The 16,122-nt window shown below is 37.5% G+C and carries 12 protein-coding genes; 1 reads left to right on the plus strand and 11 read right to left on the minus strand.

Annotated elements, in window-relative coordinates:
* Window positions 1-66 precede the first annotated feature (66 nt).
* Complete coding sequence (locus QRE67_RS17355; protein ID WP_353507043.1) at window positions 67-276, plus strand: DUF2933 domain-containing protein; 210 nt, start codon at window positions 67-69, stop codon at window positions 274-276.
* 720 nt (window positions 277-996) lie between these two features.
* On the opposite strand, the gene mutL is transcribed toward QRE67_RS17355, so the two are convergent.
* The 11 genes from mutL to rny form a co-directional block, all read right to left on the minus strand.
* Window positions 997-2,919 carry a DNA mismatch repair endonuclease MutL gene (gene mutL, locus QRE67_RS17360; RefSeq protein ID WP_286121473.1) on the minus strand — a complete coding sequence of 641 codons (1,923 nt, stop codon included), beginning with the start codon at window positions 2,917-2,919 and terminating at the stop codon, window positions 997-999.
* An 8-nt stretch (window positions 2,920-2,927) separates the two neighbouring features.
* Entirely contained in the window at window positions 2,928-5,600 is a 2,673-nt protein-coding gene (gene mutS / locus QRE67_RS17365) for a DNA mismatch repair protein MutS (RefSeq protein ID WP_286121474.1), read from the minus strand.
* Window positions 5,601-5,769: 169 nt separating this feature from the next.
* Window positions 5,770-6,312, minus strand: coding sequence for an outer spore coat protein CotE (cotE, locus tag QRE67_RS17370; protein ID WP_286121475.1), 543 nt, complete (start codon window positions 6,310-6,312; stop codon window positions 5,770-5,772).
* Window positions 6,313-6,441: 129 nt separating this feature from the next.
* Window positions 6,442-6,873, minus strand: coding sequence for a YlbF/YmcA family competence regulator (locus QRE67_RS17375; RefSeq protein ID WP_286121476.1), 432 nt, complete (start codon window positions 6,871-6,873; stop codon window positions 6,442-6,444).
* 3 nt (window positions 6,874-6,876) lie between these two features.
* Window positions 6,877-8,406: a tRNA (N6-isopentenyl adenosine(37)-C2)-methylthiotransferase MiaB gene (miaB, locus tag QRE67_RS17380; RefSeq protein WP_286121478.1), complete on the minus strand. Its 1,530-nt coding sequence runs from the start codon at window positions 8,404-8,406 to the stop codon at window positions 6,877-6,879.
* Between the two features lie 512 nt (window positions 8,407-8,918).
* Window positions 8,919-9,785, minus strand: a complete 867-nt coding sequence (locus QRE67_RS17385) for a 2-oxoacid:ferredoxin oxidoreductase subunit beta (protein WP_286121479.1) — start codon at window positions 9,783-9,785, stop codon at window positions 8,919-8,921.
* The gene (locus QRE67_RS17390; RefSeq protein ID WP_286121480.1) at window positions 9,772-11,529 is read right to left on the minus strand and encodes a 2-oxoacid:acceptor oxidoreductase subunit alpha; all 1,758 of its coding nucleotides are present in this window, start codon (window positions 11,527-11,529) and stop codon (window positions 9,772-9,774) included. Before QRE67_RS17390 ends, QRE67_RS17385 begins: the two co-directional genes overlap by 14 nt.
* Window positions 11,530-11,784: 255 nt before the next feature.
* Window positions 11,785-12,708: a dipeptidase gene (locus QRE67_RS17395; protein ID WP_286121481.1), complete on the minus strand. Its 924-nt coding sequence runs from the start codon at window positions 12,706-12,708 to the stop codon at window positions 11,785-11,787.
* A 61-nt stretch (window positions 12,709-12,769) separates the two neighbouring features.
* A complete protein-coding gene (gene spoVS, locus QRE67_RS17400) occupies window positions 12,770-13,030 on the minus strand; it encodes a stage V sporulation protein SpoVS (protein ID WP_286121482.1) in 261 nt (86 codons plus the stop codon).
* Between the two features lie 150 nt (window positions 13,031-13,180).
* The gene (gene ymdB / locus QRE67_RS17405; protein ID WP_286121483.1) at window positions 13,181-13,975 is read right to left on the minus strand and encodes a 2',3'-cyclic-nucleotide 2'-phosphodiesterase; all 795 of its coding nucleotides are present in this window, start codon (window positions 13,973-13,975) and stop codon (window positions 13,181-13,183) included.
* Window positions 13,976-14,165: 190 nt separating this feature from the next.
* Window positions 14,166-15,728, minus strand: coding sequence for a ribonuclease Y (rny, locus tag QRE67_RS17410; protein ID WP_286121484.1), 1,563 nt, complete (start codon window positions 15,726-15,728; stop codon window positions 14,166-14,168).
* Window positions 15,729-16,122: the final 394 nt, after the last annotated feature.

The raw sequence follows: 16,122 nt of genomic DNA on the forward strand, positions 1-16,122 counted from the left end.
TCACAGGAAACTTATCCTGTAATTAACACGGCATAAACACTATTTATTAAATGGAGGTTGAATAATATGCAATGGTTAAACCTTCTTCTTGTCTTACTATGCCCTCTCATGATGTTCTTTTGCATGAAAGGTATGCATAAAGGAAATCATCATCAAAAAGGAGGAAAGTACACTTCTCAAACAGATTCAAATCAAAAATTGTTAAATGAAAACAACAAGCTTCGAAATGAAATACAACAGCTAAAACAATCTATAAATCAAAATGATATTGCATAAAGTGAAACTTTTATCAGTGGGGTTTTCTTCATCCCACACTGATAATCAGCCCTCACCAATCGGGCTTTTACGGGCAGTTATCCCCCACCTATCTTCTTTGTTTCTCTCTGAATCTTGAGGTGGGGGTTTTACTGCCCGTTAATGCGGGATAAATTGATTACCAATGTCCAAATCAATCCCTCAGGTACAGAAAAACCGTACATCCAAAAGAGATGTGCGGTTTTTTTGTAGAAAATTCAACTAAAATTCTTTTAAATCTACTTCTCTTTCATAGTCTGATATAGAGGGCTTGTACATATATTATATTCGCTATAATTTTTAAATTACAAAGGGTTGGATGCCTCCTTGTAGACTATAGTCCGTTACATTATTCATCATATTTCTCCTGAATTTTTGCATAGAAAAACACCCGTCGAATTAATAATTTTTCCCAATACCAAAACTATCGTTTATTTATCAATCCAACGGGTGAGATTTTCTTCTTCATAAAAACAATAAATTGTAACGAACCAATTAAATAAAAAATTCACAAAGCTAAAAAGAAGTAAATTATTACTATTGCTCCTTTTCTATTCACTTTTTATTTTCTTAACATAATAAAGCAAAAAAGCATTAATTTCACAATACTTTTCATTTTATATACTAATTTTCAACAGTACGAGGAGTTTTCAATCCTTTAAAATGCTCAGTAGCGGACTTTTTTCCCTTTGGACAAAACACCTACATCACCCGCTTAAACATCTTCTCCAGTTCATAAGTCGAATGATGTACAACAATTGGTCTACCATGCGGACATGTATACGGATTTGTTGTTGTCCGGAGTTCTTCTAGTAAAGCAAAGATTTGATCGTTCGTTAAATATTGATTGGCTTTGATCGATGCTTTACAGCTCATCATAATAGCTGCTTCTTCGCGCAGTTTTTTAATATCGACTTTTTTCAACTTCACTACTTGTTGCATCATGTCATCAATGATTTCCGTTTCTTGTCCTTTTGGAAACCATGTTGGATGAGAGCGGACAATGAATGATTGATGACCGAATTGCTCTAAGAATAATCCTACTTTTTTTAGTTCTTCTAATTGCTCTTCTACTCGTAAAAATTCATTGAGTGATAGATCAATTCGGTACGGTACAAGTAATTCCTGAACTTCTGGTGCTACCTGTCCTACTTTGTCACGGAAGTATTCATAGTTGATACGCTCCTGTGCCGCATGCTGGTCAATCATGTATAGTCCTTTGTCATTTTGAGCGAAAATGTACGTCCCATGCATTTGCCCAATTGGATAAAGCGGCGGTAAATCGTTCCCGTTCATCTCAATTTCTTGCATTTCTTCTAATTCCTCTAATTCAAAATCTTCCTCGCTGCTTTCCCACTCATTCTCTTCCCGGACAGGTTCTTCAATTATTGGCTTAGATGGCTGCCAACTGTTTTCTTCTTTTATAAGAGACTGCGGCGACTCCCATTCCTGTTTTGGTTGACTCCACAGAGGTGGTTGTTGCTTCGGCTGTTCCTCTTGTTTCTCATCCATTCCAGTCGGTAAGATGATATTTGGCATCGGTGGTTCTTTCAGTTTTGCATGCTCGAACTGAAACTGCTCTTGCACGCTCTCATCTTTTTCTTTTTTCTTCGTTGTGATCCCGGCATCCGGAATAAGCTTTATTTTTTTAAATGCATCCTGCAATGTTTTTTCAATGAGCTGCAGTAGCTCCTGTTCTTTACTAAAACGAACCTCTAGCTTTGCTGGATGAACGTTCACATCGACTAACATCGGATCCATATCAATCGATAAGAAACCAATTGGGTAACGTCCAACAGGAAGTAATGTATGATAACCTTGCTGCACAGCTTTCATTAATACATAGTTTCGAACGTAACGGCCATTTACAATCGTTGACATATAGTTACGAGATGCACGCGTTACTTCAGGCAACGTCACATAACCACGAATCGTAAAGTCTAACGATTCCACTTCAATTGGGATCAGCTTTTTCGCAACTTGAATGCTATAAATCGCTGCAAGTACTTGTCTTACATCACCATTTCCTGATGTATGGAGCAATTTTTTCTCATTATGAAACAAACGAAGTGATACTTCTGGGTGTGACAGTGCAATGCGGTACACAATATCTGTAATATTTCCAAGCTCTGTATGAATCGTCTTCATATATTTCAAACGTGCTGGTGTATTGAAAAACAAATTTTGAACCGTAATATCTGTTCCTTTACGGCTCGCTGTTTTTTCTTGTTTGATAATGTAGCCACCTTTAATGACAAGGTGCGTACCCGGTGCATCCCCCGTGCTCGTAATGAGCTCTAATTCACTGACAGATGCAATACTTGGCAGCGCTTCTCCGCGAAAGCCAAGCGTTCGAATTCGGAATAAATCATTTTCATCTTTAATTTTGCTTGTAGCATGCCGTTCAAAAGCAACAATGCAGTCTTCTTCAGCAATGCCATCTCCATTATCGATAATGCGAATTTTAGATAATCCAGCTTCCTCTAAGTGGATTTCAATAGATGTACTATTCGCATCGATGGAATTTTCGACAAGTTCTTTTACAACTGAGGCAGGGCGTTCAACTACTTCCCCTGCCGCAATTAAGTTTGAGAGTTGGTCATCGAGTTTGCGAATTTTCCCCATCTACTTACTCATCCTTTCTTTAACTTTTTCTGTAAGCGGTACAATTCATTTAACGCTTCTAGTGGTGTCATATCAAGTAAATCAATTTTTTTAATTTGCGTTAATACAGCTGTTTCTTTTTGGTCAAGCATCGGTTTTTCTTCATTCTTCGCAGTTTGTTCCGCCGCAAAGAATGATAGCTGTGATTCTTCTACTTCCTCTGGTTCTTGTGGCAGCGTCTCTACCTCTTCTTTTATGACTACTGTTTCTTGCACTGTTTCTTTTTGAACTTTTGTTTCCACTCGCTTCGGAAGCGTAACTTCCTCTTGCCCTTCAAGCTGAGCTAATACTTCTTTTGCACGAGCGATTAAGCTATCTGGAAGCTCCGCAAGCTGTGCAACGTGAATACCATAGCTTTTATCTGCTGCTCCATCTTGAATCTTATGCAAGAAGACAACTTTACCATTTTCTTCAATAGCTGAAACATGTACATTTTTAAGCTGCTCTAAACTTTCTTCTAGCACTGTTAATTCATGATAATGCGTTGAAAATAATGTTTTTGCCCCGATTTGATCATGAATATGCTCGATAATCGCTTGCGCTAGTGCCATACCATCATACGTAGATGTACCGCGGCCAATTTCATCAAATAAAATTAAACTTCTTTCTGATGCATTCGCAATTGCGTTTTTCGCTTCTAACATTTCGACCATAAATGTACTTTGTCCAGAAATTAAATCATCCGCTGCTCCAATTCTCGTGAAGATTTGGTCAAAAACAGGCAGCACAGCTTCTGTCGCCGGTACAAAGCAACCAATTTGCGACATCACAGTGACAAGTGCTAATTGGCGCATATACGTACTTTTACCAGACATATTTGGACCAGTAATTAAAAAGACATCCATATTTTCAGGCATAATACAATCGTTTGGAACGTAAAGCTTTCCATTTAATACTTTTTCAACGACAGGATGACGACCATCTTTAATAAAGATTTCTCGTTTATTTGTTAACGTTGGTTTTACAAATTGCTCTTCTTCACTAACTGTCGCAAAGCTTTGAAGTACATCTAGTTCACTAATAACTTTCGCTAATTGCTGCAATTTCGGAATAAACACTTTCACTTCTTCACGAAGCGCAGTAAATAGATCGTATTCTAGCTGAACAATTTTTTCTTCTGCTTCTAAAATCATCGTTTCTTTTTCTTTTAACTCATCCGTAATATAGCGTTCTGCATTTGCAAGCGTTTGTTTTCGTTCATAACGACCTTCTGGAAGTGATGCAAGGTTTGCTTTTGTCACCTCGATATAGTATCCAAAAATACGATTGTAACCAATTTTCAGAGACTTAACCCCTGTTATATCACGCTCGCGCTTTTCAAGCTCTGCAATCCACGTTTTTCCATTTTTACTTACATAACGATACTGGTCTAACTTGTCATTATAGCCGTCTTTTATAATGTCACCATCTTTTATAGAAAGCGGTGGATTTTCTTGAATACTTCTTTCTAGTAGCTCCGTTAAACTTTCACATGGATCAACACCTTGAATTAATTGGGATGCATATCCATTCTCTAAACGCTCTACTGTCTCTAAAATAGCAGGCACTTGCAGTAATGAGCGCTTTAATTGTAATAAATCACGAGCATTCACACTGCCGTATGCAACTTTCCCTGCTAAACGTTCTAAGTCGTATACTTCTTTTAATTTTTCTTTTAAATCTTCACGTAAGAAATAATCATTCACAAACGTTTCAACCATTTCTAAACGCTCTTCAATTTTTTCTTTTTGTATGAGCGGACGTTCCATCCACTGCTTTAACATTCTTCCACCCATCGCTGTTTTTGTCTTATCTAACAGCCATAATAGAGAGCCTGTTTTTTCTTTTGTTCGAATGGTTTCTGTTAACTCCAAATTACGTTTAGAATGAACATCAATCTTCATAAATTGATTTGTATAATAAATATCGACTGGCTGCAGATGATCTAGCGAACGTTTTTGTGTTCGTAATACATAATTAAATAAGCGCCCAACTGCTGCAACTAATTTCGTTTGCGTCACATTTTGAACAAGATGTTCCAATCCTTCAGGAATTTTTGTTTCATCCTCATAGGAAATTGTCATTTTCAATGTTTCTGTCAGCTTATTTAGCTCATCTTTTGAAAACGTAGATGCCACAACAATTTCTTTTGAACCTGTCGCATATACTTCTAATAAAACATCTTCTACAGTACCAGTTAGCAATGTAACGGTATTTTGCCCTGTCGTTAAGTCATTGCAAGCCAATGCATAGGAACCATCTTCAAAGCGTGTTAACGCCGCTAAGAAGTTATTTTCTTTTTCATCAATCGTACGCCCCTCCATCATCGTTCCAGGCGTAATTAATTGAACCACTTCACGGCGTACAACGCCTTTTGCTGTTTTCGGATCTTCTACTTGTTCACAAACAGCCACTTTATATCCTTTTTCAACGAGCTGTTCAATATAATTTTTAGCAGCGTGGTGCGGGACACCGCACATTGGAATCCGATCGCTGCTCCCTCCATCTCGGCTTGTTAACGTAATTTCAAGTTCATGAGCCGCTTTTACTGCATCCTCAAAGAACATTTCATAAAAATCACCTAAGCGAAAAAATAAAAAGGCATCTTGATAGTCTGCCTTGACTGTTAAATATTGTTGTATCATCGGGGTATACTGAGCCATTTGTTTCCTCCACACTTTATACATAATTAGCTATATATTATATGCCGTACTTCACTGACAATCATATCTCCACTGATAGGAGTCTCTCTTTATTATAACACGAAAAAATTCAATTGAGCATCTCTGACCTTATGTAAAAAAAGCTAGGAAGAATCTCCCTAGCTTTCTTTTATTCCTCTTCTGCGTCTACAATAAAGTTTGGATCTAAATCTTCAAATTCGTCATCATCCACTTCAAAATTTTCTTCCTCTTCCGGACAGCCATCAGGATTTACACTTACACAAATTTTTGTTTCTCCAACAACTTCTGTTACAAATTCACGCTCTACAGTTACAACTATTTTGTTACCATTTGGTGAAACAATTGCTTCTAAACAATTCGGATGCTGAATAACACGAGCAATAATCTCTAAATCGTCACCAGAAAAGTTTTTGTCGCGATAGCCAATTTTCACCTCATCTGTGTAATTCACACGTTCTGTTACAACTTCTGTTTTGGTATTTTCATCAAATGAGTACCAAGTATTAATATCATAATATCCTTCAATTTCTACAGTTTTACCATTCTTTTTCGCCTCATATGCGTGATTAATTACCCAACATCCGAGAATACTTGTAGGTTCATGATTTGATTCGCATGTATGAGTGGTTTTCATATACTTTCGTCCTTTGCCCACAACGGCTTTCGTAATGATCTCTCTAAATTCGGACATTCGGAACCCTCCTCAATCAATATTCACTTAATCATATGCGTGACAAGAGCGGAATGTGTCATTCTTTTTTTGACAAAACAATATATACCCTAAATAAAATAAAAAAGAGATGTCCATAAGACATCTCCTTTAACAGCCACAGTTCCCTTTTTTACTCGCTACTTCAGCACCAGTTTCTCCTTTTAACACATCGCCACCCGTTGAAATTAAAATTTCATCCGTTACGTTATTTGAAATGGTACTTGCTACAAGTTGTAGCAAATCATTTACATAAGTTTGAGACGATTTAAACTCCTGCACAACCGGAATGCTATCCAGCTTATCTTGCAATGCATCAATTTCCGCTTCTACTTTTTTCAATGCTTCCCACTTACCATAATGCTGCAAATTAACTGCTTGTTTTTGCAGTGCTTTAATTTCATCAATCGCACGTTTTACATTTTCATTTTTATGAATTTGCGCCTCCGCACGTTTAAAAAAATCTACTTCTTCTGTTTCAGCAATCAGTTTCGCTAATTCTTTTGCACGCTCTACAATTTCATCTTTTGAATAAGCTGTCATTTATTATTTCACCTCGATTGGCTCCTCAACCAATTCCCCGTTTAGAGACCAAGTATTTGCTTTTATCACTTTTACTTTTACAAGCTGACCAATTGTTGATTTTGGTGCTGCGAAGTTTACGAGCTTATTAGCACGTGTATAACCTGCCAGCACATCAGGATTGTTCTTACTTTCTCCATCAACAAGCACTTCAACAATTTGCCCTTCATATCGTTTATTCTTCTCTACAGAGAATTCATTTACTAATGTATTCAAGCGTTGTAAACGCTCTTTTTTTACTTCCATCGGTACATTATCTTTCATTTTTGCAGCGGGTGTACCTTCACGCGGAGAATAAATAAATGTAAATGCACTATCAAAGCCTACTTCGCGATATAACGACAGCGTTTCTTCAAATTGTTCGTCTGTTTCATTTGGGAAACCAACGATAATATCAGTTGTTAAAACAGCATTCGGAATCGCTGTTTTAATTTTACGTACAAGTTCTAAATAATGCTCACGCGAATATTTACGCGCCATAATTTTCAACATATCTGTACTTCCAGATTGCACTGGTAAGTGAATGTGTTCAACTAAATTACCGCCTTCTCCAAGCACTTCAATCAAGCGGTCATCAAAATCACGCGGATGGCTTGTTGTAAAACGAATACGCGCTATATCAATCTTACGAAGTTCCTCCATCAGATTGCCTAAGCCATATTCTAAATCTTCAAAGTCTTTTCCGTATGCGTTTACGTTTTGACCAAGTAACGTAATTTCCTTATAGCCATTTGCGGCTAAATGACGTACTTCGTTAATAATATCTTCTGGGCGACGGCTACGCTCTTTCCCACGTGTATACGGTACGATGCAGTATGTACAGAATTTGTCGCACCCATACATAATATTTACCCATGCTTTAATATCACCACGGCGTACTTTTGGAAGGTTTTCAATTACATCCCCTTCTTTTGACCATACTTCAACAACTGTTGCTTTTGAGAACATGGCATCTTTTAAAATGTAAGGTAAGCGATGAATATTATGTGTACCAAATACCATATCTACATGCTGATTTTTTTGCATAATTTTGTTTACGACAGATTCCTCTTGAGACATACAACCACATACACCAATTAAAAGGTCAGGGTTCCTTTGTTTTAACGGTTTTAAATGCCCCAGTTCCCCAAACACTTTATTTTCAGCGTTTTCACGAATTGCACAAGTATTTAATAGGATCACATCTGCATCTTCTGTTGAGAATGTTGGTTCATATCCAAGTGCTGTAAAAATACCAGCCATCACTTCTGTATCATGCTCATTCATTTGACACCCGTAAGTGCGAATATAAAATTTTCTTCCTGTACCAAAGTTACGAAATTCTTCTGGTAAGCCAAAATCACGTTCAATTTTAACTTCTTCTTTCCCACGTTTTTTCGCATCTTTTAAGGAAGGTGGCTGATATACATTTTCAAAGTATTTGCTATAATCTTTTTCTTCTTTTTTCATAGAAGAATTGGCTTGTTGACTTGCTAATCGTTGTTGCTCGTTCATGAGTAATCTCCTTTCAACCCAAACTATACACAATCTTTTTAGCTCACTCTAATGGGCAATAAGACCCCATCTCAAAGGTTATGAAGCTAGTTGAGAGATAACTGTCCTAAGAGCCCAATCCACCGAGCTAACCATCCGTAAAAGTGAAATTTCTTCCTACTGATGGACATTTCCCTTTATCCTTGTTGTTTTACCTTGTCTTTGTCAGAAACATATTGCTTATATACATTATCATAGTATATAGCGTTTAGCGAAATTAAACAACAAAGAGGCACTTGTCCCATAACCGATTCCTACAGGGAATGAACACCGTCTCATGTTATAACCGTTCATTCATTATTCTATCATTCTGAATTTTCCAAGTAAACAAAGCCTTTGAAGATAAAGTAAAACTTTTCTCAGTGGAGGTTTTCAATCTTACTGATGGATATTGCGGTGCACTATATTCTTAGAACAAATAAAAACAACATCCTACTATAACTAAAAAGGCTGCCAGTTGGCAGCCTTTTTTATTACATAAACTCAGCAACGAGTTCATCAAACATTTTTTGATCCATTTGTAAATCAGCTTGAACTAAAGGTTTTTCACTGTAGTCTTTTACAAGTTCTTGATAAGAAGGCTGCTGTGTATTTTGATAAATTAAGCCCGTTACTAAACCTTTGTTTTCCATTAATGTTTGCATTGCAACCATACGGTTAGATGGGTCATACCCTTCTACTGTACTTAGTTTTGTTAAATTCTCTTTAAACCAATCGTACGTATTTACTTTATTGTAAGTTACACATGGGCTAAATACGTTAATTAAAGAGAAACCTTTATGTTGAATACCAGCTTCAATCAGCTGCGTTAACTCTTTTAAGTCACTAGAGAAACTTTGTGCAACAAATGTTGCACCAGCAGTTAACGCCATTTCCATTACAGATAATGCTGGCTCAATTGAACCTTGTGGCGTACTTTTCGTTTTAAATCCAGCTTCACTACGTGGTGAAGTTTGACCTTTTGTTAAACCGTAAATTTGGTTATCCATAACGATATACGTAATGTCAATGTTACGACGAATTGAATGGATCGTATGTCCCATACCAATTGCAAAACCATCACCGTCACCACCAGATGCGATAACTGTTAAATCACGGTTTGCCATTTTCACACCTTGTGCAATTGGAAGTGCACGTCCATGAATACTATGAACACCGTACGAATTAATATAACCCGAAATACGACCAGAACATCCGATACCAGAAATAACCGCTAATTCATCTGGATTTAAGCCGACGTTAGCAGCCGCACGTTGAATTGCTGCTTGCACTGAGAAGTCACCGCAACCTGGACACCAATTTGGTTTTACACTGTTACGAAAGTCCTTAAATGTTGCCATTTAATACAACCCCTTTTTTGCATTCGTTGTAAATTTCTTTTGGTAAGAATGGATTTCCGTCGTATTTTAACAGACTAGAAATTTTCTCACCAAAGCCAAGATTCATCTTCATAATATTAGTAAGCTGACCCGTTGCGTTATTTTCTACAACAACAACACGTTTTGCACTCTTCACAAGCGGAAGAATTTCATTTGTTGGGAACGGATGAATTAAACGAACGTGAGCGTGGTTTACTTTTAACCCTTCTTGCTCTAAGCGCTCCATCGCTTCTTCAATTGCACCGCGTGTAGAGTTAAAGCCTACTAGTAGTACATCAGCGTCATCATACTTGGCATTTTTATAAACAGGGGTATTAAACTTCAGATTTTCCATTTTACGGAAACGTTTGTCCATTTGTGATTTACGATTCAGTGCGGATTCAGATGGTTTACCCGTTTCATCATGTTCTACACCTGTTACATGGTGAACACCATTTTTCATACCAGGTATAACTCGTGGTGAAACGCCGTCTTCTGTCACTTCGTAACGTTTGAAATATGCTTTATTTTCACGCTCTGGTAACTCTGCTTGTAAATCAAGCTTACCGCGGCGAATTTCTACTTTGTCTAATTTCAGTGGTTCTACTGTTTGCTTACCTAAAGAAAGCTGTAGATCTGTTAAGAAGATAACAGGAACTTGATATTCTTCTGCTAAGTTAAACGCTTCGACAATGTCATAGAACGCTTCTTCAACAGTACTTGGCGCCATTACGATTTTTGGAATTTCACCATGTGTACCGTAAATCATCGCCATTAAATCAGATTGCTCTTGTTTTGTTGGTAACCCTGTACTTGGACCACCACGTTGCGTATCAACAATAACAAGAGGTGTTTCTGTAATACCAGCTAAACCAATTGCTTCCATCATTAAAGATAGACCAGGACCTGCTGACGCTGTTAACGTACGTACACCAGCGTAGTTTGCACCAATTGCCATTGTACAAGCAGCAATTTCATCCTCTGTTTGAATAACTGTTCCGCCTACTTTTGGTAGCTTCTTAATTAAGTATTCCATAATTTCAGATGCAGGTGTAATTGGATATGCAGACATGAAGCGAGCACCACCAGCTACTGCCCCAAACGCAATTGCATCGTTACCAATCATGAACATACGTTTTTGACCATCTGCTTTTTCAAGCTGCATCATATTTACTTGCTCGCCAAGTAATTCTTTCATATATTGAGAGCCGCGTTTAATTGCTTCCATATTCTTTTCAACAACTGCTTGACCTTTGCGGCCGAAAATTTCATCTACAACATCTAAATAAACAGTTTCGTCTAATCCTAATACTGCACTAGATGCTCCAACAGCAACCATGTTTTTCATTAATGATGTACCAAGTTCAGAAGCAATATCTGTAAATGGAATTGCATATAGCGTCACATCTGTGCTTTCTGGAATGCTTGGATTAAATTTTGCATCAGCAACGACAATTCCACCCGGACGTAATTCGTGGAAGTTAAAGTCAATTGTTTCTTGGTCAAACGCAATTAAAATATCTAAGTCATCGGATATCGCGCGCACTTCTGTCGTACTTACGCGAATTTTATTATTTGTATGACCACCCTTAATCCGTGATGAAAAGTGGCGATAACCGTATAGATAATAACCTAATCGGTTTAATGCAATACAGAAGATTTCCCCTGTACTTTCAATTCCTTCACCTTGTTGTCCTCCAACTTTCCATGAAAGTTGACTAATCATCTCCTACACCCCTTTGGCTGCATTCATTGTAGTGTATTTTTTTACAGTATTAGTGTAGCACTTTTTATGCAAAGAAACTACAATGGACGCAAATTATACCTCTTCTGACTTCCCTGAATGTTTTGCATAATCTTAATTCGTCTACAATTCTAGCCTTACCACAGAAAAAATGCAATAAGTTGGCCTGATTTTATTTTAATTTTTTAATTTTTCTAACTTTTGTTTTTCCTTAGAAATACAGCATAAAATAAGCGACTAGAAAGACATATGATTGATAAAATTATCATATAAAAAGCGCTGAACATTTGTTTCACTATATCGCTTACTTAATTCGTTGATTATATATTCATAATGATTGTATGTTTTCACACCTACAACCATCTCCGAAATACCATCAAAATCAGAACCGAATCCAACATTACGCTCTCCTCCAAGTGAACAAATACGCTCCACATGCCGTAATATATCATCTATATAGGCTGGCCTGTGATTTGTTAAAAATTCAGGAACAAATGTCACACCAATTACACCATCTTTTTGAATGAGTGCCTTTACTTGTTCATCTTTTAGATTGCGCGGATGCCCACAAAGGTGATAACAATTTGAATGTGATGCAATCGGATATGTAGCGATTTTCATCACATCCCAAAATCCTTTTTCATTCAAATGAGATACATCCGTCCATAAATGACATGAGTTGAGCTCTGCTACGACCTCCTTACCAAAGGTAGTAAGTCCCGCCCCTCTTGTCTCCATTGCTCCATCAGCTACTAAATTCGCATGGTTCCACGTTAATCCAACAGATCGGACCCCTAAACGATAGAGCGTGCGTAATTTCATTATTTCTTTTCCTATCGATTCGCATCCTTCTAACGTTAAAACAGCACCAATTTCATTTTCCCCTAATTGTTGTAAGTCTTTTTTTGTCTGTATCAATTTCATGTTAGGCAACGACAAAATTTGCTTATAAAATATATCTACCATAGCTAACGCAACTTCAAAGCGCTGTTCATATGGTACTGTTTCGGGAACATATATTGCAAAGCATTGTATACTTCCTTTTCTTTGCTGTAATTGTTCAAAAGTAATATGTAAAGAAGAATCATTTTGAAAATCCTTCTTGCCATTCGCTCTCCATAGTTGCCATAGCACATCACAATGTGCATCAAAAATTTTCAATTCCGCTCCCCCTTCTCCATAAAAACAACCTGTTTGCTTAAAGCAAACAGGCTGTTCAAACTTAACGAGGTTCTACAATTAATTTTATTGCCGTACGTTCTTCACCATCAATCATAATATCTGTAAAAGCGGGGATACAAATCAAGTCTAAACCACTAGGCGCTACAAACCCTCTTGCAATTGCTACTGCCTTCACCGCTTGATTTAATGCACCTGCGCCAATAGCTTGCATTTCTGCCGAGCCACGCTCACGAATAACTCCAGCAAGTGCACCAGCTACAGAGTTAGGGACCGAAGTTGCTTTAACTTTTAATATTTCCATTGCTCGTTTCCTCCTCGTTTCTTTAAAAAGTATTAGCGATTGATTTCACTTTTAACTTATATTCACGAGGAACAGCATGTATTCCTGCTAAATCTCTGTAATTTTTCTAAAAAATTAAAATATAATGTTTTTTCTAACTTTTATAAAATACTATTCAAAAAAAGGTTGATCATCATTAATTAAAATACGCTCGATTCTTTTTGCTTTTCCTGTATTCGGGTCCACATCAATTAACACCGCACTTAGCTGCGTTCTACCATTTGTTACTTCAAAACGTACAGGTAGATTCGTTAAAAATTTCTTCAATACAGCTTCACGATCCATACCTAAAATACCATCGTATGGACCTGTCATACCTACATCTGTAATATACGCTGTCCCACTTGGTAAAATACGATTATCTGCTGTCGGAACATGCGTATGCGTTCCAACTACTGCCGTAGCACGACCGTCTACATACCAACCAAGCGCCTGTTTTTCACTCGTTGTCTCAGCATGAAAATCAATAAAGATGATATTTGTACGTTTTTTCGCAATGTTAATTAATTCATCTACTTTTCTGAACGGACAATCAATTGGTGGTAAGAATGTACGTCCTTGTAAGTTAATAACCGCTACTTCTGTGCCATTACAATTCACAAAGATAAGTCCTTTTCCTGGCGTTCCTTCCGGAAAATTAGCGGGTCTTGCAAGATATTTTGCATCATCAATAAACTCAAAAACTTCACGATTATCCCAAGCGTGATTTCCAAGCGTCACAGCTTGTGCACCGCACTCTAAAAAGTTCCGGTAAATTTTTTCTGTAATACCACGTCCACCTGCAGCATTTTCTCCATTAATGATTGTTACAGTAGGCGTATACTTTTTCTTTAACGCCGGTACGTATTGTTGAATCATACTTCTTCCAGGAGATCCTACTACATCCCCAACAAATAAAATTCTCATATGTCTTACCCTCTCTATGTACTACTTATTTTATTCTTATCATACAAGCTCATCACGTATAAAGGAACAATATTGCTCGTGTATACAGTGCAACTTTTCTCAGTGAGAGATGAAAAAATTCTCATCACTAGAAGCTTCATTCTATATTACCCAATCCCAACACAAAAAAATAAAGTGGCGTAACACCACTTTATTTTGCGTATTCCACTGCACGAGTTTCACGAATAACCGTCACTTTAATATGTCCTGGATAATCCAATTCATTTTCAATGCGTTTTCGAATATCACGTGCTAAACGATGAGCTTCTAAATCATCGATTGTATCCGGTTTTACCAAGATGCGAACTTCACGTCCTGCTTGAATTGCAAAAGATTTTTCTACACCTTCATAGGATTCTGAAATCTCTTCTAACTTTTCAAGACGACGAATATAGTTTTCAAGAGTCTCACTTCGAGCTCCAGGTCTTGCAGCTGATAATGCATCCGCTGCTGCAACTAGAACTGCAATGATAGAAGTTGGTTCCGTATCACCATGGTGAGATGCAATACTGTTAATAACAACAGGATGCTCTTTATATTTCGTTGCAAGTTCAACACCAATTTCAACGTGACTTCCTTCTACTTCATGATCAATTGCTTTACCGATATCATGCAATAGACCTGCACGTCTTGCGAGTTTTTCGTCTTCGCCAAGTTCTGCTGCCATAAGTCCCGCTAAATACGCTACTTCCATAGAGTGTTTTAAAACGTTTTGACCATAGCTTGTACGGAATTTCAAACGTCCTAAAATCTTGATTAAATCTGGATGTAAGCCATGTACACCCACCTCGAAAGTCGTTTGCTCTCCTACTTCGCGAATATACTCGTCCACTTCACGTCTTGATTTTTCAACCATTTCTTCAATACGTGCTGGATGAATGCGTCCATCCTGAACGAGCTTATCAAGAGCAATACGAGCAGTTTCACGACGAATTGGATCGAATCCTGATAAAATTACCGCTTCTGGCGTATCATCAATAATAAGATCAATACCAGTTAATGTTTCTAGCGTACGAATGTTACGACCTTCACGTCCGATAATACGGCCCTTCATTTCGTCATTTGGAAGATTTACAACCGAAACGGTTGTTTCAGCAACATGATCAGCTGCACATCTTTGCATTGCAAGAGATAAAATCTCCTTCGCTTTCTTGTCTGCTTCTTCTTTCGCACGAACTTCGGTTTCTTTTACCATAACGGCAATTTCATGAGAAATTTCACTTTCGACTTTACCTAAAATGATTGCTTTAGCTTGTTCGCGTGTCAGACTAGAGATGCGCTCTAATTCTGTTTGTTGCTTTTGTACTAACTCTCCCACTTTGCTTTCCAACTCTTCAATCTGTTGTTGTCTCGCTACAAGAGATTCCTCTTTCTTTTCTAACATATGCTCGCGTTTATCGAGCGTCTCGTCTTTACGATCAAGGTTCTCTTCTTTTTGCATTAAACGATTTTCTTGCTTTTGCAATTCGCTTCTACGGTCACGAATTTCTAATTCAGCTTCTGTACGAAGTGTATGAATTTCATCCTTTGCTTCTAAAAGCGCTTCCTTCTTTAGTGCTTCTGCTTCACGACCCGCTTCTTCTAAGATGCGTCTCGCTTCATTTGCTGCACCGTTAATCTTCGCTTCTGCAATAGACTTTCGAACAAAAAAGCCAACAACTGCACCGACTGTTGCAAGCAAAATGGAGATGAGTATCCAAACTGTGCTGCTCATGATTTCACCTCCCCTTGCTATGAATGAAAAAAGACTGTCGGCATGTACATTGATTTGCAACGTACAGCAAAGACCGTCGCCCCGCTTTTTTAAGGGACTTTCTTCATTTCACGATTAAAATGTCATATTATTATTTCGGAAAGATTCACAATCTACTCCGAATGTTACTTCTCTTCTAGAGAAGAGTGTATCGTATATAAGAAAAAATATACATTCTCATTGTATCTATCGCAATTTTCATTGTCAAGCGTTGTCTACTTTTACTTTCTTTACCTTTGTGAAGCGAAACTTTTCTTAAATAAGAATTTTCTTCCTTCTAATCCATCATTAAAAGAAAAATTCGGACTTTTTGAGGCATTTCCCTCCCATTTCGCCTTATTAATTCCTTATTTAT

The sequence above is a fragment of the Bacillus sp. DX3.1 genome (assembly GCF_030292155.1).
GTDB lineage: Bacteria > Bacillota > Bacilli > Bacillales > Bacillaceae_G > Bacillus_A.

What these genes read in the sequence shown, in the direction of transcription:
- mutS (WP_286121474.1), bottom strand. Translation starts at nt 5,600, where the DNA reads ATGGCTCAGTATACCCCGATGATACAACAATATTTAACAGTCAAGGCA.
- QRE67_RS17385 (WP_286121479.1), bottom strand. Translation starts at nt 9,785, where the DNA reads ATGGCAACATTTAAGGACTTTCGTAACAGTGTAAAACCAAATTGGTGT.
- QRE67_RS17390 (WP_286121480.1), bottom strand. Translation starts at nt 11,529, where the DNA reads ATGATTAGTCAACTTTCATGGAAAGTTGGAGGACAACAAGGTGAAGGA.
- mutL (WP_286121473.1), bottom strand. Translation starts at nt 2,919, where the DNA reads ATGGGGAAAATTCGCAAACTCGATGACCAACTCTCAAACTTAATTGCG.
- spoVS (WP_286121482.1), bottom strand. Translation starts at nt 13,030, where the DNA reads ATGGAAATATTAAAAGTTAAAGCAACTTCGGTCCCTAACTCTGTAGCT.
- QRE67_RS17375 (WP_286121476.1), bottom strand. Translation starts at nt 6,873, where the DNA reads ATGACAGCTTATTCAAAAGATGAAATTGTAGAGCGTGCAAAAGAATTA.
- ymdB (WP_286121483.1), bottom strand. Translation starts at nt 13,975, where the DNA reads ATGAGAATTTTATTTGTTGGGGATGTAGTAGGATCTCCTGGAAGAAGT.
- cotE (WP_286121475.1), bottom strand. Translation starts at nt 6,312, where the DNA reads ATGTCCGAATTTAGAGAGATCATTACGAAAGCCGTTGTGGGCAAAGGA.
- miaB (WP_286121478.1), bottom strand. Translation starts at nt 8,406, where the DNA reads ATGAACGAGCAACAACGATTAGCAAGTCAACAAGCCAATTCTTCTATG.
- QRE67_RS17355 (WP_353507043.1), top strand. Translation starts at nt 67, where the DNA reads ATGCAATGGTTAAACCTTCTTCTTGTCTTACTATGCCCTCTCATGATG.
- rny (WP_286121484.1), bottom strand. Translation starts at nt 15,728, where the DNA reads ATGAGCAGCACAGTTTGGATACTCATCTCCATTTTGCTTGCAACAGTC.